Consider the following 23,362-nt stretch of genomic DNA (forward strand, 5'->3'; position numbering starts at 1 on the left):
AACGGCTGTGCCTTGTCGGTCTGGAGGAATTATATTTTACTCGTGATAGCTGTTGCCTAACATATGAGACGAGTAGTAGTGAATCATGTGGTCCCTCAATTTCCGAACATGAAAGGGAGTTGAACGTGAACGCTATCGTTTGAGTGAGGCAGGTGTTTCGAGGCCGTGGGTGAGCATCAGAGGCTCGTCGGCAAGGAGGGTGTCGATCGGGCCGTCGGCGACGAGGCGGCCGCCGTCGATGAGGATGGCGCGAGCGCACAGGCTTCGCACCCACTCGAGGTCGTGGGTGACGATCAGCAGGGTCTGGCGCAACCCCTGCAGGATCTCGGACAACTGGCGGCGACCGCGCGGGTCGAGGTCACCGGTCGGCTCGTCGAGGGCGAGAACGGACGGTTCGCAGGCAAGCACGCCGGCGATCGCGACCCGGCGCTTTTCACCGCGGCTGAGCTCGCTGACCGGCCGGTCGGCTAAATCCTTCAGGCCGAACCGCTCCAGGACCGCGGCGACGGCATCCGCACCGAAGTCGGCCCCGGCCGGGCCTGCCAACTGCCGGGGTCCGTAGGCGACGTCCTCGCCGACCGTTTCGCAGAACAACTGGTCGTCGGGGTCCTGGAACACGATGCCGACCCGTCGCCGGATCTCGGCCAGGTGCGGAGCAGCAACCGGCAGGTCGTCGACGCGGATCGCCCCGTCGGCCGGACGGCCGTCGGGCAGAAGTCCGTTCAGGTGCAGAAGCAGGGTCGATTTTCCGGCCCCGTTCGGGCCGATCAGCGCAACCCGCTCGCCTTTTTTTATAGAAAATGTTATTGATTCGAGCACGTTCCTGCCGCACGGCCAGGAGAAGCGGAGATTCTCGACCGAGAGGGCTCCGCCGCTCATTGCCAGCCTCTCGCGAGCATCGCCCGGTAGACGCGCTCCGCGCGGGAGACGGCCCGGGCGAACAGGGCACCGAGCAGGGCGCTTTTCGCCGCCCAGGAGGTTTCCTCCGCCCGGGAAAAACAGCGGGAGCGGCGCGCCCGTTCGAGCCTGAACGCCTCCTGGCGCAGGAGACCGCCGTAGCGGATCAGCAGGAGCATCGTTCCGACGAGATCGGCGGAGATGCCGCGCGCTCTCAGCCAGCGGGCGAGGTCGGCGGGCGGCAGGTGGGCGGAAAGAAGCAGAAGCGTCCCCAGCGCGAGCAGACCGCGGACGGCAAGCCCGATGCCGGCTGCGGCATCCCCGGCAACCCAGCCGCGGACCACGGCGCCGGCAAGGATCACGAGAGCGACCCGACCGCCGTTCGACCGCCGCGCCAGGCCGGGATCGGTGATCCGATACCCGGCGAACAGAAGAACGGCGTATGCCGCGTGGCCGACCGAAACGGGGCCGGGCAGTGCGAGCATGAGCAGGATCGCGGCGAGGGTCACGGCGAGTTTTACACCGACAGATATTGAATGAGACGCCATCGCGGCCAGGAGGGAGCGCCGGTCAGTCGCCGGCGACGGGCACCCGTTCGCGGCGGGCGGCTAGACGTCCGGCGGCGAGGACGAGCAGGGCGGTGACGATGGCGCCAAATGTACCGGCAAGGATTGTTCCCCACGTCGAGCCGAGGGCCGGAATCGCATAATCGGGACAGAGACCGGCGACGAGCGGCTCAGCAGCGCGCCCCTCGAAACCCAGGTTTCCGGCAACGGCTTCGAGGCCGTCCGGCCACGGGCAGGCCCAGGGCGAGGCGAACAGCGCCAGCCCGGCCGCCGCCACGAACACGACCGGCACCAACGACATCCCGGGTGCCTGTCCTGCCCGCGAGAGGAGTTCCAGTTCCGCCGTCAGAGAACCGCGCCGCCTGACGGAGCGCACGATCAGCGCCGTGATGATCCCCTCGCCAAGCCCGATCAACGCGTGAATTCCTGCCATAGCCGGCACGACGAGGCTCCACGGGGCCATGCCGGAGAGAGCCAGCTGGCCGGCGCAGGAGAGCGCGGCGAGCATCGTTCCCGCCCAGCCGGCAATCCCGGCCGCGACGGCCGAGGCGTTTACATTCTCCCTCACCCTGCGGATGCGCTGCAGGAGTGCCCAGACAAGATATCCGCCGAGGGGGGCGAGAAGGGCCATGTTGAACAGGTTGGCTCCCAGCGCCGTGATGCCGCCGTCGGCGAACAGCAGACACTGGACCGTCACGACGGCCGTCATGACCGTGACGGCGGCCGCCGGACCGAGCAGAATCGCCATCAGCACCCCGCCGATCAGGTGACCGCTCGTGCCGCCGGCGACGGGAAAGTTGATCATCTGGGCCGCGAATACGAACGCCGCCCCCAGGCCGAGCAGGGAAACGCGCCGCACGCCCCGTTCGGCACCGCACGCCGTATCGGCGAATCGGCCAGCATACAGTCCAATTCCCGTAAGACCGCCAGCGGCAACGGCTGTTTTCAGATCGAGAAATCCATCAGGTATGTGCATGATGCCGGGAGTATATCCTACCCATGTCACTCTTTGCAAGAAGCCGATGAACATTGAATCCGAGAAGTATCCTCCCCTTCCTGCGACACAGGGTCCATCCCGCCCTGCCGGGCGCACCGAAAAACCGGGCCTGCCTGTCGGCAGACCCGGTCTTGTGAATGGGGATTCCTTTTGGTCGGGCTCGGGATCATCCCGTTGAAGCCCGGCCCAGGTTTATTCTCAGAAAACGGCCCACTGCAGCAGGTTGGCGCGGATGAAGAGCAGCTTTCCAGAGGCGGTGCGGATCCCGACGATCGCCTGGGTCCACTTGGTCCCCTTCGCCTGGCCGAAGGTCAACGGGGCATCTTCGATCGATTTTTCAATGGTATACCAGCGTTTGGTGTCGGGGCGTTCGGAAACCTGGCGCAGATCGCGGAACCAGACGTCTTTGCTGCCCACCAGCCACAGGTAGTCGAGGCTTGCACCCTCGGGCAGTGACTGCTTCGTGGTTTCAGAGACAACCAAGTCAACTTTGGCGGGGCGGTCGAAATCATAGGGGGTCTTCAGATCGGCCCAGATCGTGGCGGAAAGGCGAAGCGTACGCTCATCGAAGGAAACGGTCGCCGGGGCCTTCTTCACCATCTTCAGGTCGATCCCCTGGACCGAGCCCTGCAATTCGGTGAGATACCGATCGGTCGCATCCGGAGAGGACCAGGCCACGCCGCCACTCAGCAGAGCACAAATCATGAGCACCATCGAAACGAGCTTTTTCATATTTCCTCAACTATTTTTATTTGTATCCTGTTCTCGGCTTACGGGAAGCACTACTGCAAGCCTCATGCCAACAGAAACATTTCTCTCGATGGGCTTGATCGGCGCAAATCCCCGACCTGTCATTCGCGTATTGTGATTCGCGCATGACGAAAACCAAGCAGCCGGGTGATGAAATTCGGGCCGCGCAAGCACAACGGAGTGCCGCCGGGGACAATGCGACGTCAGATGAAGCGTGCCAGGAAGCCCCGGATGCTCGTCACGATGCCGTCGACGATGACGTAGACGACCGGGATATAGGTGAGCGTCAGCACCGTCGAAACGAGGAAGCCGCCGATGACGGTGATCGCCAGCGGCTGGTAAAAGTCGGCGCCGGCGCCGATGCCGAACGAGAGGGGCAGCATGCCCAAAATCGTCGTGAGCATCGTCATCAGGATGGGCCGGGTCCGCACGATGCCCGACTCCAGCGCCGCCTGTTCCCGGCTGATACCACTCGCCTTGCGGCGTTCGATGATGTTGTCGATCAGGATGATGCCGTTGTTCACGGCGATGCCCGCGAGCATGATGACGCCGATCATCGCGGTGATCGAGAAGGCGAAGCCGTACAGGCGCAGGAACGCGATGACGCCGATGATCGACAGCGGGATCGTGAACATGATGATGAACGGGTACGCGAGCGACTCGAACTGGCTCGCCATGATCATGTAGACCAGCAGAACCGAGGCGAGCAGGGCAATCGACAGGTTCCGGAACGCCTCGACGCGCTCTTCCTCGTCACCGCCGAAGTTGATCTCGTACCCGACCGGCAGCCGGATATCCTTCAGGACCCCTTGGATATCCTGGACGACGGCCTGGATGGGCCTGTTTTCGATATCGGCCTCGACCTTCACGAGGCGCTTGAGGTTCTTGCGCTCGATGCGCGTGTAGCCGCGGCCTTCGAACACGTTCGCAACCTGGGCCAGGTTGATGTTCGTCGTCGCGTCGAGGTTCAGTTCGAGGCGGCGGAATGCGTCGACCCGGTCCTTGACGCTGTCGGCGGCCTCGACCCGGATGTCGTATTCCTCGTTGTCCTCCTTGTACTGCCCCGCAATCGTGCCGTACACATAGGAACGAACCATTCCGGCGACCGTGCCAAGGTCCATCTTCAGGTCGCCCAGGCGCGTGCGGTCGAACTCGACCTTGATCTCCGGCCGGCCGGTCTTCACGCCGCTGTCGATATCCTTGAGACCCGGAACGGATTTAATCTTTTCAGCAATCTGGAGGCAGATCGGCTCGATTACGGCGAAGTCGTCGCCGCTCACTTCGATCTGAATCGGCTTTCCACCCTCGGGACCGCCCATTTTGGGCTCGTTATAGGCGACCGTTCGATACCCCGGAACGGCGGCGATGGCAGGTCTAAGCTCGCGAACGACGTCGTTGGTCGTTTTCGTCCGCTCCTCCTTGGGCCGCAACACGACCGTGATGTCGCCTTCGCCGAGCTTGAGGTTCGTGATGATCTTCTCGATCTCGGGAACCAGCCTGAGTTTTTCTTCCATAGCTTTCGCTATTGCATCGACCTTCTCGACGGACGTTCCCTCGGGGGCTTCGAAATGCAGCACGAACGTGCCACGATCCATTTTCGGAAAGAACTCGAGTGCGGGCATGAATGCGAACGACTTCCAGAACACGCCGATCATCAGGAAAAAATAGGCCCAGCGCCGCCACGGCTTCGCAAGCAGCCACCCGAGAACGACGGAATACACCCGTTTGATCGCGTTCATCAGCGGCTCACGCGGCTTCTTCCCGATCTTGAGGCCGTAGGCGCACATCAGCGGCACGACCGTGACGGCGACGACGAGCGACGCAAGCAGGGAAAAGACGATCGTGGCCGACATGTTGAGGAAGATTTCGCCGACGACGCCCGGAACGAATGCGATCGGCAGGAACACGACGATGGTCGTGAGGGTGGAGCCCATGATGGCGACGTACATCTCGTTCCCGCCCTCGATCGCGATCTCGCGGCGGTCCTTCTCGCCCCGTTCGACGAGCAGGCGGTAGATGTTCTCGAGAACGACGACGGAGTTGTCGACGATCATGCCGATGCCGAGAGCGAGCCCGCCCAGGGTCATCAGGTTCAGCGTCATGCCCTTCTTGAGGAACATCATCGCGAAGGTGCTGACGACGGCCAGCGGGATGCCGACACCGATGATGACCGTCGAACGCACGTTCTTGAGGAACAGGAACAGCACGATGACCGCCAGGACGGCGCCCATAGTCGCGTTGTCCTTGACCATCTGGATCGAGTCGCGAATGAACTCGGAGCTGTCGTTCCCGATGGTCAGCGTGATTTTCTTCTTGTAGGCCTCTTCGAGCCTCGGAAGTACCTTTTTGACGGCGTCGGAAATCTCGACGGGGTTGGCGCCGGCCTCCTTCTTGAGGGAAAGGGTGACCGCGGGCTTGCCGTTGAGGCGCGACACCGACTCGATCTCCTTGTATCCGTCCTCGATACGCGCCAGTTCTGACAGATAGACCGGCCTGCCGTCGATGTTCCGCACGACGATGCCGCCCAGATCTTTCGGGGTGCGCACCTCGCCCTCGGAGCGGACGAGGTATTTGAAATTGCCCTCGGTGATGTTACCGACAGAGGTATTCTGGTTGTCGTTCGCGACGGCGCCGATCACGTCGTTGATCGTGAGCTTGAACGCTTTCAGCCGGTTGGGATCGACCTTGACGCGGATCTCCCGCTCGAGGCCGCCGAGCACTTCGACGTTTGCGACGCCGCCGATGCGCTCGAACGAGGGCTTGATTTCCTTGTCCGCGATCCGTCGCAGCGTTTTCAGATCCAACTCGCCGCCCATCGACACGTTCAGCACGGGCTGAGCGTTGATATCGAGCTTCGCGACGGTCACCTGCTCGATGTCGCGCGGCAGCTTGCGCTTCGCGATGTCGACCTTCTCGCGCAGGTCGACGGCGGCCAGGTCGATGCCGGTTCCCCAGTTGAACTCGATCATGATCCAGGAGTAGCCCTCGAACGAGTAGGAGGTGACGCGCTTGATGTTCTCGACCGTGTTCACTTCCTCTTCGATCTTGCGGGTGACGATGTTTTCCATCTGCGCCGGATCGACGCCCGGATACGGCGTCTGGATGAAGGCAAGCGGAAAATCGATGTTCGGGAACAGGTCCACGCTGAGTCCGTAGAGCGCCCCCAGGCCGAGGAGCATGGCACAAACCATGACCATGCTGACCGTGATCGGGCGTTCAACCGAGATTCGCGGCAGATCCATGAATGACCCCCGTTTCTATCTGCGACCCGATGTCGGAGCCGGACCGGCGACGGGCTCCGCGGCTTCCGGGCCGGCCGATATCCGGATTTCCGCTCCGTCCGACAGGTTGTCGGCGCCGACCGTCACGATCGTGTCGCCTGCCCGGATCTCACGAACGGCGCATCGTTCCTTGTCGCGGGCGATCACGGTCACGGGAATCCTGCGAGCCCTGGTCCCCTCGACGGTATAGACGACCGGGGCATCCGTCGGGCCGCTCAGGGCCGTGATCGGAATCAGCGGCACTTCCGGGAATTCCTTCAGCACGATGGTTCCGGTGATGAACATATTCGGCTTCAGCTTCAGGTCGGCGTTGTCGACGAGGATGCGAACGAGGAACGAGCGCGACTCGTCGCCGTAGAGATCGACGAACGCGACCGTGCCGGCGTGGCTCGAGTTCACGGCCGCCTTCTGCCCGATCGCGATTTTGTTGATCTGGTTTTCGGGGATGCGGGCGTCGATGTAAACCCGGCCGATGTCGATGACCTTGCCCAAGACCATGCCAGGCGTGACGCTCTGGTTGAGAAATACATTGCGGCTCGTGAAGAAGCCGCCGATGGGCGCCCGGATCGTCGCCCGCTCGAGGTTGAGCCGGTCGAGATCAAGCGCCGTTTTCTGACTCTGAACGGCGATCTCCGCCTTCGACGCCTCGGCTTCGGCCTCGTCGAACGCCTTCTCGTTGAGCACCTTTTTCTCCATCAGGATGGCTCGGCGGTCGTAGTCTTTCTTCTTTTCCTTCAGTTCGGCTTCGGCACGCTTCAGGCCAGCTTCGGACATGCGAACGGCCAGGGAGAGGCGCTCGGCATCGAGCAGGACGACCGGAGCCCCGGCCTTGACCGCCTGGCCGTTCTCGACGAGAATTTTCGCGACCCGTCCCGTGACGTCCGGGGTCACCCACGACTCCTCGAACGGCTTCACCTGGCCTGAGAACGATATGCTTTCGGTAATGGAGCCGGTCTTCACCAGGCTGGTGGCGACCGTCACCGGCATCTGCGCATGCGCCGGAAGAAGCCCCGAAAATATAATAGCTAATAGTATATATTTAATTCTCATCGTCTACTCCATACGCGAGGTTCCGCCAAGCCGTTCCAGCATCGCGGCAAGATCGCTCAGACTGCTGATCACGCCGGGAAGGCCCTCGTCGAATCGGATTCCCATCCGGACGCGTTCGAGGGCGCTCCGGAACGCCTCCGCAATCCGTCCCGCGTCGGGAGTCGAGAGAGCGGAAGCGGCATCGTCGAGTTCGATCCCTTCGGGAAGTTCGAGAACGCGGCCGGCCCAGGCTCCCCGGTCGAGCCCCTTCTGAAGGTCGAGTTCGTGCGAGAGCTCGTACAGGGCCGCGAGCCTGACCCGCTCGTCGCGGTGGATCCGGACCGAGTTCTGAGCGGCTTCGCTCATGGTGATCTGCGCGTCGATCAACTCGACGATCGTGGCGTCTCCGTGCTGGTATCGGGTCATGACCATGCGCATGTTCTCCCGGCTCTGCTCGAGAGCTTTCACGGCAAATTCGAGTTTCGGGGCCATCTCGCCGTATTCCGTCATCGCCTGCAGCAGAGCCGTCTGCTTCGACCCGGTGATATCTGCAAGGGCGAGATCGGCCCGATCGACGGCCTTCGACGCGCGCCTGGACTCGTTCTTCAGGTCTCCGCCGTCGAATACGGGGAAATCGACGGCCACCTGCACCGAGTAATCGCGGGCAACGTTGACCGTTCCGACGCTGGAGTTGGTGAAGTTGTATGCCCCGCCGACGGATATCGTCGGCTTCTCCGCGAGGCCGGCAGCCGATCTGAGCCTGCGATACAGGTCGGCATCGCGGCGCGCCAGCTCGAGATCGGGGTCCGAAGTCATCATCGCCTGTTCGAACAGCGACAGCGACGGGCTCGCGAGAGGAAAGACGATGCTGGGCGGCAGGTCGACCGTGAGCGAAGCCGGCGGGTAGTCCAGCAGGTAGGCGAGTTCGAGTCGGTATCGTTCCTGCTGCGCCTTTCGGCTGGTCAGCGACGAGCCGATGTTCGCCCGCTGGGTCTCGATACGCAGGATGTCGTTCGGAAGGGCAAGCCCGACCTCCTGGTTGATGCGCGCGACTTCGAGCAGCTTGCCGAGCAGGAAGAGGTTGATCTCGTCGACCTGCGCGAGCTGTTGCTCTTCGAGCAGATCGAAGAACAGCGTCACGATTCTGCCGCGGAGCATGGATGCGGCCCGCTCGACATCGATGCGGCGAAGCCGGGTTCGCAGTTCGGCGATCTCCTTCTGGATGGCGGGCATTTTTCCGAGGCCGGGGTATGCCTGTGCCGCCTGGAGCGACAGCAGGTTTGCGTGGTACTGGGCGCCGAAAAACGCGCTCGGGGTCGAGTCAACGTATACCTGCCTCTGATGCGTGATCCGCCCGGTGAGATTCGGAACCAGGAGATTGTCGGCACGCTTCTCGTCGAACGCCTGCTCTTCAGCCGCCAGACGGGATATACGAAGTCCGAGATTCCGGCGGGAGGCATCCTCGAGGAGCCCCGCCAGGTCGAGCGCCCGGGCCGCCGTCGCCATCGAGAAAAACAGGAGCAGACACATCGTTCCCCGGCGCGCAAGCTTCATATATATCCTAAGATATACCACCTGTTTTTCCCTCCTGGCGGACGTCAAGAGCGACCCCGGAATAGTCCGGATGCGACAAGATACGGAACCGTCGCGGAAAAGTCAAATACGCCGGGCGTTCGCGAGTCCCGAGGCAACCGCGCCGATGCCGACCAACGTGAAACTCCCGGCCGTTCGGCCGGGAGTTTCACATTTTTCACTATATATTAGCTCGATCGGATCATCGTCAGAAGCATCTTGAAGCGCTTCTCAGCGCGAAGGGAATGGGGGTGATTCGCGGGCATGAGTATCATTTCTCCGGCTTTCACCGCGTGGGGGTTTCCGTCGATCACGATCATCGCTTCCCCGTCGATGATCTGGACGATGGCGTCGAAGGGAGCGGTGTGCTCGGACAGTCCCTGGCCCTGGTCGAAGGAGAACAGGGTCACGGTGCCGATTTTCTTGTCGACGAGGGTCTTGCTGACCACCGATCCGCCGGCGTAATCGACGAAACCGGCAAGATCGACCGGGGTGGAAACCGGGAGGACGGGTTCGCGATTCGTCATGTCATATCTCCAATGATACATGTAAGCGTGACGCGGGCGGGTTTGAAGCCCGCCCCGACGGAAGCAAGGTCAATACGCCTCGGCGGGAGGAATGATACCGCCGGCATCGGGCGCCTGGGCGGGGGTTTTCTTCGGACCGGACTGGCCGGGCTGGGGTGTCGAAGCCGGCTGGGGTTCGGTCAGGGAGATGCGCATGCGTCCGGAGGAGTCGTCAAGATACAGTTGCCGGGCGCCGAATCCGCCCTGGGGCAGGTCGTAGGCCAAGACGTATTTCGCCAGGGCCTCGGCGACCATGGCCACGGTGAAGGCTTGGGAGCGCCAGTGGGCGAGGTCCCAGAACGAGGCGGCGAAGAAGAGGCCGGACTCCCAGTAGTTCGGGACGACGCCGGGGAAGCGGGCCGCGGTGGTCGGGTACACCTGCGGAGCCTCTTTGCGTTCGCGCAGGAGATAGGCGACGGCCTTGAGGACCGCCGCGTCGTAGCGGGCGGCCAGGCCTGCCTGTTCGGCGGTCGAACGGCCGATGTTGAGGAGCGCCGTGAGGCCGAGCGCGGTCGACAGCTGGCAGCTGCGGTCCTCGCCGCCCGGGAAAGCGCCCGGGTGAAGCGGCTGCATGCGGGCCCAGGAATCCTGCTCGTCGAGAAGCTGACCAAGGAGCGTGATCATCGCCGCGTCGAGCGATGGCTCGCGAGCTCCCGCGTCGCGCCAGGCGCGGGTCACGGCATACGGGAAGATCATATTCTGGGGATAATACAATCCTGCATCCGGCCAGGCCTTGGCCTCGATCGCCTTCGCCAGCAGCTTCAGCGTGCCGCGATAGCCCGCGGTGCGGCGATGTTTCGTCATGGCGAGGGCGAAGGCCGCGTTCGAGTTGACGACGGCGTCGACGTTGTTCACGCCGAGGGGGATGACGCCCGTCTCGGGAGTGGCAAACGTCGGCTCCCGCTCGTCCTTCAGCCAGGTCATGAAGGCGCCGGTTTCCTTCCCGCGCCAGACGTCGCGGCCGTCGTCCTTGTCCCGGCCGGAGTCGCGAAACGAGGCGATCCGGGCGAGCGCCTCGAAATCAGGCTGGAAGCCTTTTTCCGGATACCGTTTCGCATACATGGCCTGGAAGGCGACGGCAACCGAGGTGTCGTCGGCGTCGTTCGGAATGTTGAAAAGCGCGTCGGCGCCGGTCGGGTTCTGCGCCCGGTCGAGGCAGGCCGCGACCCAGTGCGGCGGCGGCGCCTTCTGTCCCTTCGTGAGCATGGCGAAGAAGTTCGCGTATTTCGGGTTGAGGAACATCTTCCCCATCGTCCGCACTATAGCGACAGGTATATTGAACGGCCCCGTGCGCGGGGCGGCCCCGTCGACGCCGGGCAGGACGGCCCAGAAGTTGTAGGCGTCACCCCGTTTGAAACTCAGGACGTTCTTGAGCGCCAGATCGAGCATCGGCTCAATCGAGCGTCGCTCGGCCGGCAGGAAGCTCTCGTCGAACAGGAACAGCGGATACCCGATGAACGCCGTCATGAACAGGTTCGAGTCCTGGACCGAGACGAGCGTGCGACCGAGCAGGCCGGTCTTCTTCGGCAGGAAGTGAACGTAACTCGCCCACTCCCCCGCCCTGTTGCGGGCTTTGATCACCGGCGGCGCGTCGAACACCTGCAGTTCCGCGAACGGCAGGTTGAGCATGATCTCGTTGAGGCAGCCGTCGCCTTCATCCGAGGCGTCGACGGCGCAGTGCCCCTTCCCGGGGCGATTGCGGATCTGCGTGTTCTCGAGATACGCGAGCGCCCCGAGCAGCGCGTCAGAGACGCCGGGCAGGGCGAGCCTGTCACGGCCGACCGCGGTCAGATCAAGAACGGGGGCTGGAAGCGGCTGGCCGGCAGGAACCTGGCTGACGGGCTTTCCCGGCTGACTCCCGGCGGGGGAGGTCGGCGCTCCGGCGAATGCCGGCGCCGCGGCGAGCATCAGGGCAACGATCGAACCGCAGACTCTCTTCATGTCAGTCACCTCGGTAAAGATGAGGGCACCAATCGACTGGATATTTGTACATTATACACGGCGACAGCACGGGTGTGACGAAAGGGGTGGTTACAGGCTTCGGGGGGTGACGGCGCCGTTGTCGCGGGTGCCAGCGGTTTCGAGGTGGCGGATGTCTCCCCAGGTGTTCAGGCGCCAGGCGCCGGCGTGCCAGGTGAAGGTATTCAGGCTCGCGTTGAAGAGCGACCAGGTGCGTTTGCGATCGAGAGGGATATCGAGCGCGATGCGCATGAGCATATCGAGCACGCCGCCGTGCGTGACGACGCCGATCCGCTTTCCCGGATGCCGACGCCCGAGCTCGTCTGCCGCACCCCGGATCCGTTCGCGGAGGTCGATGCTGCTCTCCCCATTCGGAACGCGCCAAGCGGGATCCCAGGTCATGAACCGAGCCCACTCCTCCGGATACCTCTCCGGCAAACCGGTTATCTCGATTCCCTCGAAGATTCCGAGGTTGCGCTCACGCCAATCTCGTGAGGAAATCGCCTCGAGTCCCGTTCTCGCCGCGATCGGCACCGCAGTATTGAAGGCCCGGCCGAGGTCGCTGCAGTACAGGACATCCGGTTTTTCACGGGAAAGGCGCTCCGCGAGAGCCTCGGCCTGCATCAGCCCCTTCTGCGTGAGCGGACTGTCCCGGTGGCCCTGCATGCGGTTTTCGAGGTTCCAGGCGGTCTCCCCATGCCGAATGAAAACGAATTCTACAGCATCAAATATATTATTAGTCTGTATCATATCTGAGGGTCCCGCCAGGTGACGCGGCCGGCCGCCACGGTGAGCCTGACGCGGACATCATGGATTTCCGCCGGCGGAATCGAGAAGAGATCGCGATCGAGCACTGCGAGGTCGGCCCGGTTGCCGACGGCGATCGTGCCCGCATCGTCTTCGAAATCGGCGAACGCGGGGCCGCGAGTGAACCCGTCGAGCATCGTCACGAGGTCCACGGCCTGATCGGGAACGAACGGCGGGGTATCCGTTTTGCCGGTGCCGCACCGCGTGATCGCAGTCTCGATGCCGTCGAGGGGGTTGAAGGTCAGCGCGTCGCCGCCGAACGGCCAGTCGCTGGAAAACGCGAAGCGGGTGCCGGCATCGCGAAGAGTGCGCAGGGCGAAATGGCGGAAGGCCCGCTCGGGGCCGAGGCACGGCAGGGCAACTCCGTCGAAGTTCGAGTCGTGATAGTACCAGGCAGGCTGGAGGTTGGCGATGACGCCGAGTTCGGCGAACCGGGGCACGTCGACCGGGTGGACGAGATCGGCGTGGGCGATCATGTGCCGGCCGTCGCGCGGCCCGTTTACCTTCCGCGCCGCGTCGAGGGCATCGAGGGCCAATCGCACCGCGGCATCGCCGACGGCGTGGAAGTGCGTCTGGAAGCCCGCGGCGTCAAGATCGGCGACGAAGCGCCGCACGTCGGCCGCCTCCCACATGGCTTCGCCGAAGCAGTCGGGGGCGTCGGCATACGGCTCAAGCAGCAGGGCCGTGCGGCCTTCGACGACGCCGTCGAGGGAGATCTTCGCGGCGCCGATCTTCCGGCGGGGGGATTTCCACCGATTCCGAATCTCGAGCAGTTCCTCGAGGTGCTCGGGCCCCGCTTCGGGATTTCCGAACTGGGAGGCCGTCACGTGCAGGGTCAGCTCGCCGAGTTCGTCGAGGCGTTCCCAGGCGGCGACGAACGGGGGCTTGCCCACCGCATCATGGACGGCGGTGATCCCGAATTTCGCGGCCTGCGCGAGGAAGAGGCGGGCCCCTTCGAGATACTCGTCGATGGCGGGTTTTGGCAGTTTTCCGGTGACCATGCCCATGGCGGGCCATTCCCGGAGAAATCCGGTCGGCTCGCCCGTGACGGGATCGCGCTCGATCGCGCCGCCGGCCGGGTCGGGCGTATCGCGCGTGATGCCGGCCAGCCGCAGGGCGGCGGTGTTCACCCAGCCCGTATGGCCGTCGATGGCCTTGAGGAACACCGGCCGATCGGGAACGACCTCATCGAGCCGCTCCCGGCGCGGGCCAGTTTTCGGAAACGCGGCGTAGATCCAGCCGCTGCCACGGATGAACGGGCGATCGGCGTGTCTTCCGGCGTATTCGCGCAGCTGCGCCAGATACGCATCGGCGTCGGCAGGGCCGGAGAGGCGGCATTCGACGAGGTCGACGGCCCCGATCATCGGATGCAGGTGCGCGTCGCGGAAGCCCGGGATCAGAAGCGAGCCGCGCAGATCGACCACCTCTGTCGCGGGACCGCGCCGTTCGAGGACGTCAGACGCGGTGCCGATGCGGACGATGCGATCTCCGGCGACGGCCAGGGCCATTTCCGGCCTCGGGACGACGTCTTCGCGGCCTCTCCAGAGGAGCGCATTCACGAAAATCAGGTCGGCATGTTGTATATCCATACGTTATATTACTCGTTATTATTACATCGACGTCGTCCCATGCGCAGGGGGACGTCGAGGGCGGATGCGGCAGGCGCGGCGGAAAGGCCGGCCCGTTTGTCGAACACGTAGACGTATTCGAGGTTCCCGTCGCGGCCCGGAAGGTCGCTCGGTTTCGCGGACACGAGACGCCAGCCGATCCGGGCGGCCTCGGCCTCGAATGCCCGGCGCGCGGAGGCGACGGCGGCGGCGTCCCTCACGACGCCGGCCCGGTTTCGGCGGGCATCGGGACCGACTTCGAACTGCGGCTTGAACAGGAGCACCAACGCTCCGCGCGCCAGGCGATCCAGGTCGGGCAGCAGTCGCACGAGACTGATGAACGAGACGTCGGCCGTCACCACGTCGAAACCGTCGGCATCGTCGAATCGCCGCAGATCGCAGTTTTCGCGACTGATGACGCGGGGATCGGCCCGAAGCGACGGATGGAGCTGCCCGCTTCCGACGTCGAGCGCCACGACGGCGGCGGCGCCGAACTCGAGCATCACCTGAGTGAAGCCGCCCGTGCTGGCGCCCACGTCGAGGCACCGCTTCCCGCGAACGTCGATGAGCCCGCCGGCCAGAACCGGCTTCAGTTTCAGCGCGGCGCGGCCCACGTATGCGGGCACGTCGGCGGAAATCGCGATCGCCTCTTCCCCGCCCGTCTCGTGCGCGGGCCGTGTGACGACCTTGCCGGCGACCGATACGGCGCCGGAACGAATCAGGTCCTGCGCCTTCGCCCGCGATTCGCACAGGCCGCGGGCCACCATGCACTGGTCGAGTCTCACGTTCCGCCCTTCCCGCCCGGACGTCGGAACCCGGGCATCAGGCATCATACGCAGGAACCCGCGGACAGGCAAGAGGGCGATACGAAACGACCGGTTGAGCAGGATTGGTGAAGAGGTTATATACTATGATCAGGGATTATCCAGCCCGGGCCAGCCAGAAGATAGCCAGGGCGCTGAACGAATGCCCGCGAGAGGAGACGGAGGGATGCCGCGCATTTATCTTGAAAATACCCAGTCGATCGGAAACACGCCGCTGGTGCGGTTGAATCGTGTAACCGCAGGCTGTCGGGCCACGGTACTCGCGAAGATCGAGGGCCGAAACCCCGCCTACTCGGTGAAATGCCGCGTCGGATCCGCCCTCGTGCTGGACGCAGAGAAAAGAGGGCTTCTCCAGCCCGGCATCGGCATCATCGAACCGACGAGCGGAAACACGGGCATCGCTCTGGCCTTCACGGCCGCATCGCGCGGGTATCGGCTGACGCTGACCATGCCGGACACGATGAGCGTCGAGCGCCGGAAAGTGCTGGCGGCGTTCGGAGCGTCGATCGTGCTGACGCCCGGCGCGGATGGCATGGCCGGGGCGGTACGAAAAGCGGAGGAGATCGCCGCATCCGAACCCGGCCGCTGGTATCTGCCCCAACAGTTCAAGAACCCCGCGAATCCAGCCATCCATGAGAAGACGACCGGCCCCGAAATATGGGACGACACCGACGGCGTCGTCGATGCGCTCGTCTGCGGGGTCGGAACCGGCGGAACCATCACCGGCGTTTCGAGATATCTCAAGAAGCGCATGAACTGCGAACTGACCTCCGTCGCCGTCGAACCGGCCGAAAGCCCGGTCATCACGCAGCATCTCGCCGGCGAACCCCTGAAGCCGTCTCCGCACAAGATTCAGGGCATCGGGGCGGGTTTCATTCCGGAAACGCTCGACCTGTCTCTCGTCGACCGGGTCGAGAGGGTCGAGAGCGGCGAAGCCGTCGAAATGGCCCGCCGCCTCGCCCGCGAGGAAGGCATCCTCAGCGGCATCTCCTGCGGAGCCGCCGTCGCCGCGGCCCTCCGTCTCGCCCGAGAGGACGCATTCGCCGGAAAAACGATCGTGGTCATCCTGCCCGATTCGGGCGAGCGGTATCTGTCCACGGTTCTTTTCGATCACCTGAGCGAATGAGCCCGTCGAACCCGACTCCCTGTTTCAAATGCTCATCGGGCCGGTCCCAGGTTCGATTCGCCACAGACGCATGCGCAAAGAAGTTCTTTTCCTCCGAAGTATATAATTCTTTAGATATAAATCAGCAGAGACGCCTCGAGAACAGCTTCTGCGATGCGTTATCGCGAACCGAATGAAGCCTTCATGAACAGGACACACACCTGCAGATAGCGAGGATTGTTTTTATGCCGTACACGGTGTTCGTCGACGACAACTTCCATTACCAGGACGAGGAGTATCGATACAAGCTCGGCGAGTTCGAGTCGCTTGATCGGGCCCGGGAAGCGGCCGTTCTCCTGCTGGACGAGTGGATCGAGGCCAATCGCAAGCCCGGAAAGCCCGGCGACCTTCTGTACAAGGAATATTGCGCGTTCGGCGAGGACCCGTTCATCGTCGATCCCGACGACAACCGCATCCCGTTTTCCGCCTGGGAGTATGTCCGTGAACGCACCGCACGCATGTGGCCGAACGAGGACCCGACCTGAAACAAGCCGCTTGCCGACCCCGGGGGGCGGGCTCAGGGAGTCATTTTGCCGGGAGAGGCTCGGTTTTCTGGTGAACGAACATCCCGTCTTTGAAGATGAAGGTATACGCGGCCGGGACCGGCTCTGCACCGTCATTTTCGGGATACTGCAGGCCCAGCATCGTCACGGTGCCGTCGGCGCCGACGATCATGTCGGAACCGTCGCCCTGCTGAAGATCCGAGACGAGCATGTCGCGGGTCAAGTCATGTTTCGGATACGTGCACCGAACCGGCACGAACGTCTTCGCCGACGCATCGTAGGTGAAAACGAAGAGGCCGCTGGCACGCGGGCCGTAGAACGCGGCCGTCATCGCCTCCGGAACGCCGTCGCCGGTCAAATCGCGAAGAGCGAGAGAAGTCGGCTTCCCGTCGAGCGTGAAGAGCCGGTCTTCCGAGCCCAGTTCTTCGCTTTCGAACAGCTTCGCGCCCGCGGCATCACGGATGACGAGCCTGATCGACTCGCCTTCCTGAATTTTGATCACCTGGACGTCGGGCGAACCTGGAATCAGCGCTCCTGATGCGCTGGCGAGCTCGAGACCGAACGATGCGATCGGAAGCAGGGCGAGGAAACCGAGAATGCACACGCCTGTTCGCAGAAGTTTCATGCTGTTTCTCCTGATATCAGAAGGGGTCATTTGTCCCACTTGTACAGATTATTGGCTTTCATGATGCCGATCAATTTATTAGCATAATTCGGGTCCGTTGCATATCCGGCCTTCTGCACCTCGCGGGCGAACCGGTCGGGGTCGTTCCTGTATTTCATGCAGTTTTTGTATCTGGAAACCTGACTGATCAAACGGGCGTGGTCATCGACGGATTCCTTCCAGGTATTGTATTTCCTGAACTTGGCGTTGATCGTGATGAACCTGCCGCCCGACCATTCCCTTGTCGGCACCGTCACCGAGCCGGCGGGGCCGGTTCCCTTGATCCCGAACAGGTTCTTGGCGCTGCCGATCGTCGAGGCGCCCCACCCCGTCTCGAGGGCCGCCTGGGCCAGCGTGACCGATGCCGGCACGCCGGTGGCGGCGAACGTGGCCGCCGCGACCGGGCCGAGCAGTTCGCAGAACTTCGCCGGCGAAAGCTTGCCGCCTTTCCAGGCATTCAGCGACGAAGATTCGCCGTTTCCGGGAGCGGAGGCCTTCGGTTTGGAACCGCCCGGACTGCCGCCGGAAGTGCTTTTCGGGGTTTTGGCCGTCGCGAGGCGTTCAATGAGCCGGTTCACGCGGGATGCCAGCACATTGAGCTTCGCGAACAGCCTGTTTACACGGTCCAGAAAGTTCGCGAAGACGCTCCCCGAAACCGTTGTCGCCACAGCCGGATTCCGCGAAGCGTCGCCGCCCGCTCCGCCCCCTACCTGAGCCCCCTGCTTCTCGGGCTGATGGTTCTCGAGGATCGACATCAAATCGGACTGCGCGAGCGAACACGAGCACACGGCGATCATCAGCAGAACCGCGATGCCGGAACGCAGCGGCTGACGAACATGGATGTTCATGGCTTCCTCCCCGATCGAATGTGTCTTCCAGTCCTTATCTTCCCCGATCGTCGCCCCAGGTTACAGAAAGACCCGGGCCGATCGAAACGCCCGGAAGACAAAACCGGAGAATCGCTTTCGAAGCGACTCTCCGGTTTCCGGTGCCCAGGGCGGGACTTGAACCCGCAAGCCAGTAATAGGCATAAGATCCTGAATCTTACGTGTTTGCCAATTTCACCACCCGGGCGACAAACCGGCCTTGCGAACCGGTTGCTTGAGATCTAAGATACCACACCTCTCGTACAAATGCAACACTCTCGAAAGGGATGTAGGACAATGAATATCACGATACGCGAAACGTGTGAAAATATCGACTGGGAACAGGTTCGGGCAGCCCTCGAGCGCGTCGGCATGGCCTTCCGGGATCCCGAGACCCACCGACGGGCGTTCGAGGGAAGCTACTGCCGGGCGTTTTTGTTCGACGACGACCGGATGATAGGCTTCGGCCGCGCGATCTCGGACGGCGTCATCCAGGCGGCCATCTACGAAATCGTCGTCCTGCCGGAATACCAGGGAAAAGGTCTCGGAAAGCGGCTGATGAACCATCTTCTCGAGCGACTCGCCGGCTGCAACGTCATTCTTTACGCGAACCCGGGCAGGGAAGGTTTCTACGAAGGCCTCGGATTTCGGCCGATGCCGACGGCCATGGGCCGCTTCACGAACCCCCGGCGGATGATCGAGCGCGGGATGCTGCGCTGATCGGCCAATGCTCAGGGCTCGCGTTTCATCAGCTTCATCTCGGTGTGAATCGTGGTCGTCGAACGGGCGAGTTTGTTGGGCTGGTCGGGCACCGGCACGAAGAAGGTGAACTTCGAGTCGGCGATCGTCTCGACGACCTGGCCGAGAACCGGGTCGAACCAGGTGCGGCCGCGACTGACGGCGTTCGGGTCGCCGACCTGCGTCGTGGCGCCGGGCTCGAGCAGCATTTCCGACGAGAACTCGGCAAGGCTCATTCCGCCGCGCTCTGCCATTCCCGTGAAGGTGTAGCGGGTCCGGGTCTCGGTCGCAGGCGGGCCGGGAGTGCGCGTCGTCTGGTCCCACGAGTCGCCGGGGTTCAGCGGACCTTCGGGAAAGTGCATCTGGGCGATTTCGGAACCCTGCCAGGCGCCGGTTCCCGAAACGATCTCGACCTTTCCGCGCCGGTCGAGCCAGAGAACGCTCGTCTGGCCTTCTTCCGGGAGCGCAGCGGCCTCGCCGTCCTGGAACATGCGGGCGAGCACGATGAACATCGACATCGTCGCCAGGTCGGGGCCCGCTTCATCCACGGTCTGGCGGATGTCCATCTCGATGTGGATCGGATTGTTTTGAATGCCCATCGGAGTTTCGACCTCCACCCCGCCATGGACGGTGACCCGATAAAACAGGCGCTGGCCCTTGACCCAGTCGTATCTGAATGTCTGCGGTGCCGCTTCAAGGCTCATGAACGTTCCTCCGATGAATAAGATGCACCACACGACGACGGCCAGGGGGTTCCGACGGCTCATGCACGGCTCGGGACGCGAGCAGGCATGCCGGGAACGGCGTCGGACGAGAACGCGGATATCTTCAACAATGGAACTCATTCGTTTTGCACCGGCGATCAGGCAGGATTCCCTTCAAGAATCGGCGCGAACAGGCCGATGGTGAGTATAAGTCATACCACTGACGGGCGCAATAGGAGAGCTTGGCATGGGTCTAACGTTCTTGACACCCTTCTGGCGTTCCATTAGAATAGATCTCGGTCGGTACGGGCGGCTTCTGGCCGTCGCGACGGGGATGTGTCTTGCCTGGAGCGGCAATCACACGCCGGCGTTGGGCGTATCGACCGCGGATTATCGTACCGCTGGACCGGCCGTTCAGAGTTCGGGTGAATTCCTGGATGGCCCGGCGATCGAGATGCTGGTTGGCGGAGCCAAGACTCCGGCGGCGGAATCGGTCGGCCCGAAAGATCGCTCCGATGCGGCATCCGGAACGGAATCGCTGAACCGGATGCTCGACGAGTGGGACACACCCGCGTCTGACGAGCCGATCACCTGGAAGGACGCGGAAGACCCGTCCGGAGACCAGGACTCCGTCGTGCCCGAAGCGGATTATCTCGATCTCGTGGATGATCCCGGCGGCGACGCCGGCGGGCAGGAAGACGACAGGTAGAACAACGGCCGCATGCGGCCGGGAGAAGGAAAAATCTGGGGGAGGGAGCATCTCACATGAATCAAATCCGCCGCCGCAAGCGGTATTTCATCAAGCCGGGCTTTCAGAGCCGGCTGACGGCCATTTTCATTCTGATCGTCATCATCGTGGCAAACATCGTCGGGGCGCTCGTGTACGGATTCTCGATCGAGAAGCTCGAGAACAAGCTCGTCGTTGAGTCGAAGCTCCCGATCGACACGTCGCAACTCGGGCAGGCTCTCCTGCCGGGGGTCGTCATCGCGGAGCTCGTGAGCATTCTCGTGACGGCGTTCATCTGTATATTCGTGACGCACACGATCGCCGGGCCGGTCTATCGTATGGAGCGCGTCTCGCGCAGCATCGGCGAAGGCGACCTGACCAACTTCATCAAGCTCCGCCCCAAGGACGAGCTGAAGGATCTGGCCGATGCGATGAACGAGATGACGATGGGGTTGCGCACGCGCGTCACCAATATCCGCGACGCGTCCCAGAAGCTCCAGAACGGCATCAACCGCATGAAGAGTTCGGGAAAGGTCGACCCGGAGATCATCGATGCCGCCGCGCTCATCGAGACCTGTTGCAAGGGTTTCGTTCTCGAACGCGAAATGATCGATGCCGCGTCCGCTTCGAAGAAAGAAAAAGACGCCGAAGAGACCGCCTGACCACGGACTTCGTCCTCAACCGAATCGGCGCCCCGCGGGGCGCCGATTTTGTATTCGATAGATTATTTTATTGAAGCGGGCGCCCCGACCGGCGACCTGGTCAACGTAAGGCCGGTCAGAAACTGCCGACACATCCAGGCGGGATCGGGCTGGGGCAGGTCCGTCCGGAAGTGGGCCCCGCGGCTCTCCGTGCGGGCCGCCGCGAAGACGGCCATGATCCCGCCGACCGTCGCCGCGTTTCGGCGCGACAGATCTTCGTCCGACATCTCCCACCAGTTCGCGGGTCTTCGCCGGCCCAGACGGGCGCCGAGGCTTTCGGCCGCAGCGGCGAGCCCTTCCGGAGTCCGAAGGACGCCGAGATACCGACCGAGAATCCGCTGGGTCTCCGGAAACGCGGGTGCTTCGCCGAGGTCCCAGCCCGCCTCGGTCGCCGTGGTCGGGGCCGTTATCGACCGTGCGATGTCGGTCAGACAGGCCTGGCCGGCGCGTTTGCCGAAGACCAGGCATTCGAGAAGGCTGTTGGACGCAAGCCGGTTCGCCCCGTGAACGCCCGTCGAAGCGACCTCGCCCGCGGCATACAGGCCGCCCAGGCTCGTCCGGCCATCGACGTCGGTCCAGACGCCGCCCATCGCGTAATGGGCCGCCGGAGCAATCGGGATCAGATCGTTCGCGAGGGAATACCCCGCCTTGCCCAGTTCGGCCTCGATGCCGGGGAAGCGCGTGGCGAGGAGTTCGGCACCGAGGTGGCGCGCGTCGAGGAACACGTGCTCCGCACCGGCGGCGAGCATCTCGGCGATGACGGCCCGGGCGACGATATCTCGCGGGGCGAGGTCGGCCATCGGGTGGTACCGCTTCATGAAGCGCTCGCCGGCCTTGTTGACCAGAACCGCGCCCTCTCCGCGGACCGCTTCGGAGACGAGGAAGCGCGGATGCCCGGGGGCGGCGAACACGGTCGGGTGGAACTGGACGAACTCCATGTCGGCCAGACGAGCGCCCGCCGCCCAGGCGATGGCGACGCCGTCGCCGGTCGCCTGCTCGGCGTTCGTCGTCTCGGGATACAGGCGGCCGAGGCCGCCGCAGGCGAGAATGACGCTTCGGGCCTGGAATTCGACCGGCGTTCGCTGCGGACCGTCGAAGCCCCGGATGCCGGTCACCCGCGTTCCGTCGGCGTTCAGGACGAGGTCCGCAGCGTGAAAATTCTCGAGACACCGGATGCGAGGATGCGTTTTCACGCGGTCGATCAGGGTCCGCTCGAGCTCCCTGCCCGTGGCGTCGCCGTGGGCGTGAAGGATCCGCCGGCGGCCGTGCGCTCCCTCGCGGGTCAGCAGCAGCTGCCCGCTGTCGGCCGCGTCGAACCGTGCGCCGAATTCGATGAGATCGCGGACGCGATCGGGGCCTTCGGTCACGAGCACCCGCACCGCCGCGGGATCGCACAAGCCGGCGCCGGCGACGAAGGTGTCGGCGGCGTGGTCATCGGCCGAGTCGGCGTGGTCCCAGACGGCGGCAATCCCGCCCTGGGCGAACCAGGAGTTGGACGCCTTGATGTCCTGTCGGGTCAGGACGGTCACGGATGCCGATTCGGCCGTCGTCAGGGCGGCGAACAACCCGGCGAGGCCCGAACCGATGATCGCGACGTCGGTGGAGTGTCGCTCAATATTATTCAATATATAGTCCTCGTCACAGCCACCCGCCCCGGGCCTTACGCACCACCGTCTGGGGGGTATCCCGACGGGTGACCGGCACGCGCTTGATCTCCAGGAGGTTGTCGCCGGGGGAACTGAATCCGGAGCGGCTCGTGAAATGCAGGTTCATCCCCGCATCCAGAGCTATCCGCGTCGTGTCGCGGTTGAATTTTCCGTAGGGCCAGGCGATCGTGAACGGCGGGGTTCCGACGATCTCCGCGAGCGTCTTCCGCGAACGTTCGAGGTCGGAAGCGACCGCCGATGCGAGCGACACCGGCGCCGGGTCGAACGCGTTCCAGATGCGCATCACATCTGTATGCAGGTCGTCGGTGTGCGAACCGAACTCGAAGAGGCCGGAGGCGGCCATTTCCCGGATCTGGTCCCGCGAGAGATACCGCGCGAACTGGGGCTTCAGGCCGATCCGCGACGTGACGACGAACACGGTCATGGGCACGCCGAGTTTCCGTGCAACGGGCAGGGCATGCCGGTGCAGGCTCTCGTATCCATCGTCGAAGGTGATCAGAACGGGCTTTTTGACCCTTCCGCGCCTGCCTTCGAGAAAAGCCCGCGCCTCGTCGAGCCTGACCGGCGTGAACCCATTCGCCAGAAGGGCGGACATCTGTGCCTCGAACTGCTCCGGCGTGCAGGACACGTCCGACGTCGCCGGGTCTTCGATGTGGTGATAGACGAGCACGGCCAGTTTTTCGGACGGACTGGCAATCGTCGTTCCGAGGACGATGATGACGGCGACGGCGGCCAGAACGGCCAGAAAAGTTAGCACGGGCGCTCCCCGCGG

General features: G+C 63.6%; 22 protein-coding genes and 1 tRNA gene. 5 read left to right on the top strand and 18 right to left on the bottom strand.

Going from position 1 to position 23,362, the window contains the following annotated elements:
• Positions 1 to 132: 132 nt before the first annotated feature.
• From PLU72_14735 to PLU72_14790, 12 genes are all read right to left on the bottom strand, one after another.
• The gene (locus tag PLU72_14735; protein HOT29434.1) at positions 133 to 879 is read right to left on the bottom strand and encodes an ABC transporter ATP-binding protein; all 747 of its coding nucleotides are present in this window, start codon (positions 877 to 879) and stop codon (positions 133 to 135) included.
• Positions 876 to 1,406 carry a CbiQ family ECF transporter T component gene (locus PLU72_14740; GenBank protein ID HOT29435.1) on the bottom strand — a complete coding sequence of 177 codons (531 nt, stop codon included), beginning with the start codon at positions 1,404 to 1,406 and terminating at the stop codon, positions 876 to 878. The genes PLU72_14735 and PLU72_14740 overlap by 4 nt, the downstream gene beginning before the upstream one ends.
• 61 nt (positions 1,407 to 1,467) lie before the next feature.
• Entirely contained in the window at positions 1,468 to 2,439 is a 972-nt protein-coding gene (locus PLU72_14745) for an energy-coupling factor ABC transporter permease (protein ID HOT29436.1), read from the bottom strand.
• 219 nt (positions 2,440 to 2,658) lie between these two features.
• On the bottom strand, positions 2,659 to 3,192 hold the full coding sequence (locus tag PLU72_14750) for a hypothetical protein (GenBank protein HOT29437.1): 534 nt from the start codon (positions 3,190 to 3,192) through the stop codon (positions 2,659 to 2,661).
• Between the two features lie 221 nt (positions 3,193 to 3,413).
• On the bottom strand, positions 3,414 to 6,452 hold the full coding sequence (locus tag PLU72_14755) for an efflux RND transporter permease subunit (protein HOT29438.1): 3,039 nt from the start codon (positions 6,450 to 6,452) through the stop codon (positions 3,414 to 3,416).
• A gap of 15 nt (positions 6,453 to 6,467) precedes the next feature.
• Positions 6,468 to 7,541, bottom strand: a complete 1,074-nt coding sequence (locus PLU72_14760; GenBank protein ID HOT29439.1) for an efflux RND transporter periplasmic adaptor subunit — start codon at positions 7,539 to 7,541, stop codon at positions 6,468 to 6,470.
• A gap of 3 nt (positions 7,542 to 7,544) precedes the next feature.
• Positions 7,545 to 9,074, bottom strand: coding sequence for a TolC family protein (locus PLU72_14765; GenBank protein ID HOT29440.1), 1,530 nt, complete (start codon positions 9,072 to 9,074; stop codon positions 7,545 to 7,547).
• 206 nt (positions 9,075 to 9,280) lie between these two features.
• A complete protein-coding gene (locus PLU72_14770) occupies positions 9,281 to 9,619 on the bottom strand; it encodes a cupin domain-containing protein (GenBank protein ID HOT29441.1) in 339 nt (112 codons plus the stop codon).
• 69 nt (positions 9,620 to 9,688) lie between these two features.
• Entirely contained in the window at positions 9,689 to 11,599 is a 1,911-nt protein-coding gene (locus tag PLU72_14775) for a hypothetical protein (GenBank protein HOT29442.1), read from the bottom strand.
• 90 nt (positions 11,600 to 11,689) lie between these two features.
• Positions 11,690 to 12,367, bottom strand: a complete 678-nt coding sequence (locus tag PLU72_14780; GenBank protein ID HOT29443.1) for a histidine phosphatase family protein — start codon at positions 12,365 to 12,367, stop codon at positions 11,690 to 11,692.
• Positions 12,364 to 14,013 (bottom strand): amidohydrolase, encoded by a 1,650-nt coding sequence (locus tag PLU72_14785; protein ID HOT29444.1) that lies wholly within the window; start codon positions 14,011 to 14,013, stop codon positions 12,364 to 12,366. Before PLU72_14785 ends, PLU72_14780 begins: the two co-directional genes overlap by 4 nt.
• 8 nt (positions 14,014 to 14,021) lie before the next feature.
• Entirely contained in the window at positions 14,022 to 14,816 is a 795-nt protein-coding gene (locus tag PLU72_14790; protein ID HOT29445.1) for a TlyA family RNA methyltransferase, read from the bottom strand.
• 205 nt (positions 14,817 to 15,021) lie between these two features.
• Between PLU72_14790 and cysK the strand changes: the two genes are divergently transcribed.
• On the top strand, positions 15,022 to 15,981 hold the full coding sequence (gene cysK, locus PLU72_14795; protein HOT29446.1) for a cysteine synthase A: 960 nt from the start codon (positions 15,022 to 15,024) through the stop codon (positions 15,979 to 15,981).
• A gap of 224 nt (positions 15,982 to 16,205) precedes the next feature.
• Complete coding sequence (locus tag PLU72_14800; GenBank protein ID HOT29447.1) at positions 16,206 to 16,505, top strand: hypothetical protein; 300 nt, start codon at positions 16,206 to 16,208, stop codon at positions 16,503 to 16,505.
• A 40-nt stretch (positions 16,506 to 16,545) separates the two neighbouring features.
• On the opposite strand, the gene PLU72_14805 is transcribed toward PLU72_14800, so the two are convergent.
• The 3 genes from PLU72_14805 to PLU72_14815 form a co-directional block, all read right to left on the bottom strand.
• Positions 16,546 to 17,148, bottom strand: coding sequence for a hypothetical protein (locus PLU72_14805; protein HOT29448.1), 603 nt, complete (start codon positions 17,146 to 17,148; stop codon positions 16,546 to 16,548).
• A 26-nt stretch (positions 17,149 to 17,174) separates the two neighbouring features.
• The gene (locus PLU72_14810) at positions 17,175 to 18,035 is read right to left on the bottom strand and encodes a glucosaminidase domain-containing protein (protein HOT29449.1); all 861 of its coding nucleotides are present in this window, start codon (positions 18,033 to 18,035) and stop codon (positions 17,175 to 17,177) included.
• A gap of 141 nt (positions 18,036 to 18,176) precedes the next feature.
• Positions 18,177 to 18,261 (bottom strand) — tRNA-Leu (locus PLU72_14815).
• An 89-nt stretch (positions 18,262 to 18,350) separates the two neighbouring features.
• Between PLU72_14815 and PLU72_14820 the strand changes: the two genes are divergently transcribed.
• Positions 18,351 to 18,773 carry a GNAT family N-acetyltransferase gene (locus PLU72_14820; protein ID HOT29450.1) on the top strand — a complete coding sequence of 141 codons (423 nt, stop codon included), beginning with the start codon at positions 18,351 to 18,353 and terminating at the stop codon, positions 18,771 to 18,773.
• Between the two features lie 11 nt (positions 18,774 to 18,784).
• On the opposite strand, the gene PLU72_14825 is transcribed toward PLU72_14820, so the two are convergent.
• A complete protein-coding gene (locus PLU72_14825; protein HOT29451.1) occupies positions 18,785 to 19,495 on the bottom strand; it encodes a hypothetical protein in 711 nt (236 codons plus the stop codon).
• 247 nt (positions 19,496 to 19,742) lie between these two features.
• On the opposite strand from PLU72_14825, the gene PLU72_14830 reads away from it, so the two are divergent.
• The gene (locus tag PLU72_14830) at positions 19,743 to 20,204 is read left to right on the top strand and encodes a hypothetical protein (protein HOT29452.1); all 462 of its coding nucleotides are present in this window, start codon (positions 19,743 to 19,745) and stop codon (positions 20,202 to 20,204) included.
• Between the two features lie 56 nt (positions 20,205 to 20,260).
• Positions 20,261 to 20,884: a methyl-accepting chemotaxis protein gene (locus PLU72_14835; protein ID HOT29453.1), complete on the top strand. Its 624-nt coding sequence runs from the start codon at positions 20,261 to 20,263 to the stop codon at positions 20,882 to 20,884.
• Positions 20,885 to 20,946: 62 nt separating this feature from the next.
• Here the strand turns inward: PLU72_14835 and nadB are convergent, their stop codons facing one another.
• Together nadB and PLU72_14845 are read right to left on the bottom strand one after the other, a co-directional pair.
• Positions 20,947 to 22,548, bottom strand: coding sequence for an L-aspartate oxidase (gene nadB, locus PLU72_14840; protein HOT29454.1), 1,602 nt, complete (start codon positions 22,546 to 22,548; stop codon positions 20,947 to 20,949).
• Between the two features lie 13 nt (positions 22,549 to 22,561).
• Complete coding sequence (locus PLU72_14845; GenBank protein HOT29455.1) at positions 22,562 to 23,347, bottom strand: polysaccharide deacetylase family protein; 786 nt, start codon at positions 23,345 to 23,347, stop codon at positions 22,562 to 22,564.
• Positions 23,348 to 23,362: the final 15 nt, after the last annotated feature.

The organism is Candidatus Ozemobacteraceae bacterium, from assembly GCA_035373905.1.
In the GTDB taxonomy this organism is placed as follows: Bacteria; Muiribacteriota; Ozemobacteria; order Ozemobacterales; family Ozemobacteraceae; genus MWAR01.

Excerpts from the sequence above, each read along its gene's own strand:
- PLU72_14785 (HOT29444.1), bottom strand. The coding sequence starts at position 14,013 with ATGGATATACAACATGCCGACCTGATTTTCGTGAATGCGCTCCTCTGG.
- PLU72_14770 (HOT29441.1), bottom strand. The coding sequence starts at position 9,619 with ATGACGAATCGCGAACCCGTCCTCCCGGTTTCCACCCCGGTCGATCTT.
- PLU72_14805 (HOT29448.1), bottom strand. The coding sequence starts at position 17,148 with ATGAAACTTCTGCGAACAGGCGTGTGCATTCTCGGTTTCCTCGCCCTG.
- PLU72_14820 (HOT29450.1), top strand. The coding sequence starts at position 18,351 with ATGAATATCACGATACGCGAAACGTGTGAAAATATCGACTGGGAACAG.
- PLU72_14835 (HOT29453.1), top strand. The coding sequence starts at position 20,261 with ATGAATCAAATCCGCCGCCGCAAGCGGTATTTCATCAAGCCGGGCTTT.
- PLU72_14760 (HOT29439.1), bottom strand. The coding sequence starts at position 7,541 with ATGAGAATTAAATATATACTATTAGCTATTATATTTTCGGGGCTTCTT.
- PLU72_14800 (HOT29447.1), top strand. The coding sequence starts at position 16,206 with ATGCCGTACACGGTGTTCGTCGACGACAACTTCCATTACCAGGACGAG.
- PLU72_14755 (HOT29438.1), bottom strand. The coding sequence starts at position 6,452 with ATGGATCTGCCGCGAATCTCGGTTGAACGCCCGATCACGGTCAGCATG.
- PLU72_14765 (HOT29440.1), bottom strand. The coding sequence starts at position 9,074 with ATGAAGCTTGCGCGCCGGGGAACGATGTGTCTGCTCCTGTTTTTCTCG.
- PLU72_14810 (HOT29449.1), bottom strand. The coding sequence starts at position 18,035 with ATGAACATCCATGTTCGTCAGCCGCTGCGTTCCGGCATCGCGGTTCTG.
- PLU72_14825 (HOT29451.1), bottom strand. The coding sequence starts at position 19,495 with ATGAGCCTTGAAGCGGCACCGCAGACATTCAGATACGACTGGGTCAAG.
- PLU72_14745 (HOT29436.1), bottom strand. The coding sequence starts at position 2,439 with ATGCACATACCTGATGGATTTCTCGATCTGAAAACAGCCGTTGCCGCT.
- PLU72_14780 (HOT29443.1), bottom strand. The coding sequence starts at position 12,367 with ATGATACAGACTAATAATATATTTGATGCTGTAGAATTCGTTTTCATT.
- PLU72_14830 (HOT29452.1), top strand. The coding sequence starts at position 19,743 with ATGGGTCTAACGTTCTTGACACCCTTCTGGCGTTCCATTAGAATAGAT.
- PLU72_14750 (HOT29437.1), bottom strand. The coding sequence starts at position 3,192 with ATGAAAAAGCTCGTTTCGATGGTGCTCATGATTTGTGCTCTGCTGAGT.
- PLU72_14735 (HOT29434.1), bottom strand. The coding sequence starts at position 879 with ATGAGCGGCGGAGCCCTCTCGGTCGAGAATCTCCGCTTCTCCTGGCCG.
- PLU72_14775 (HOT29442.1), bottom strand. The coding sequence starts at position 11,599 with ATGAAGAGAGTCTGCGGTTCGATCGTTGCCCTGATGCTCGCCGCGGCG.
- cysK (HOT29446.1), top strand. The coding sequence starts at position 15,022 with ATGCCGCGCATTTATCTTGAAAATACCCAGTCGATCGGAAACACGCCG.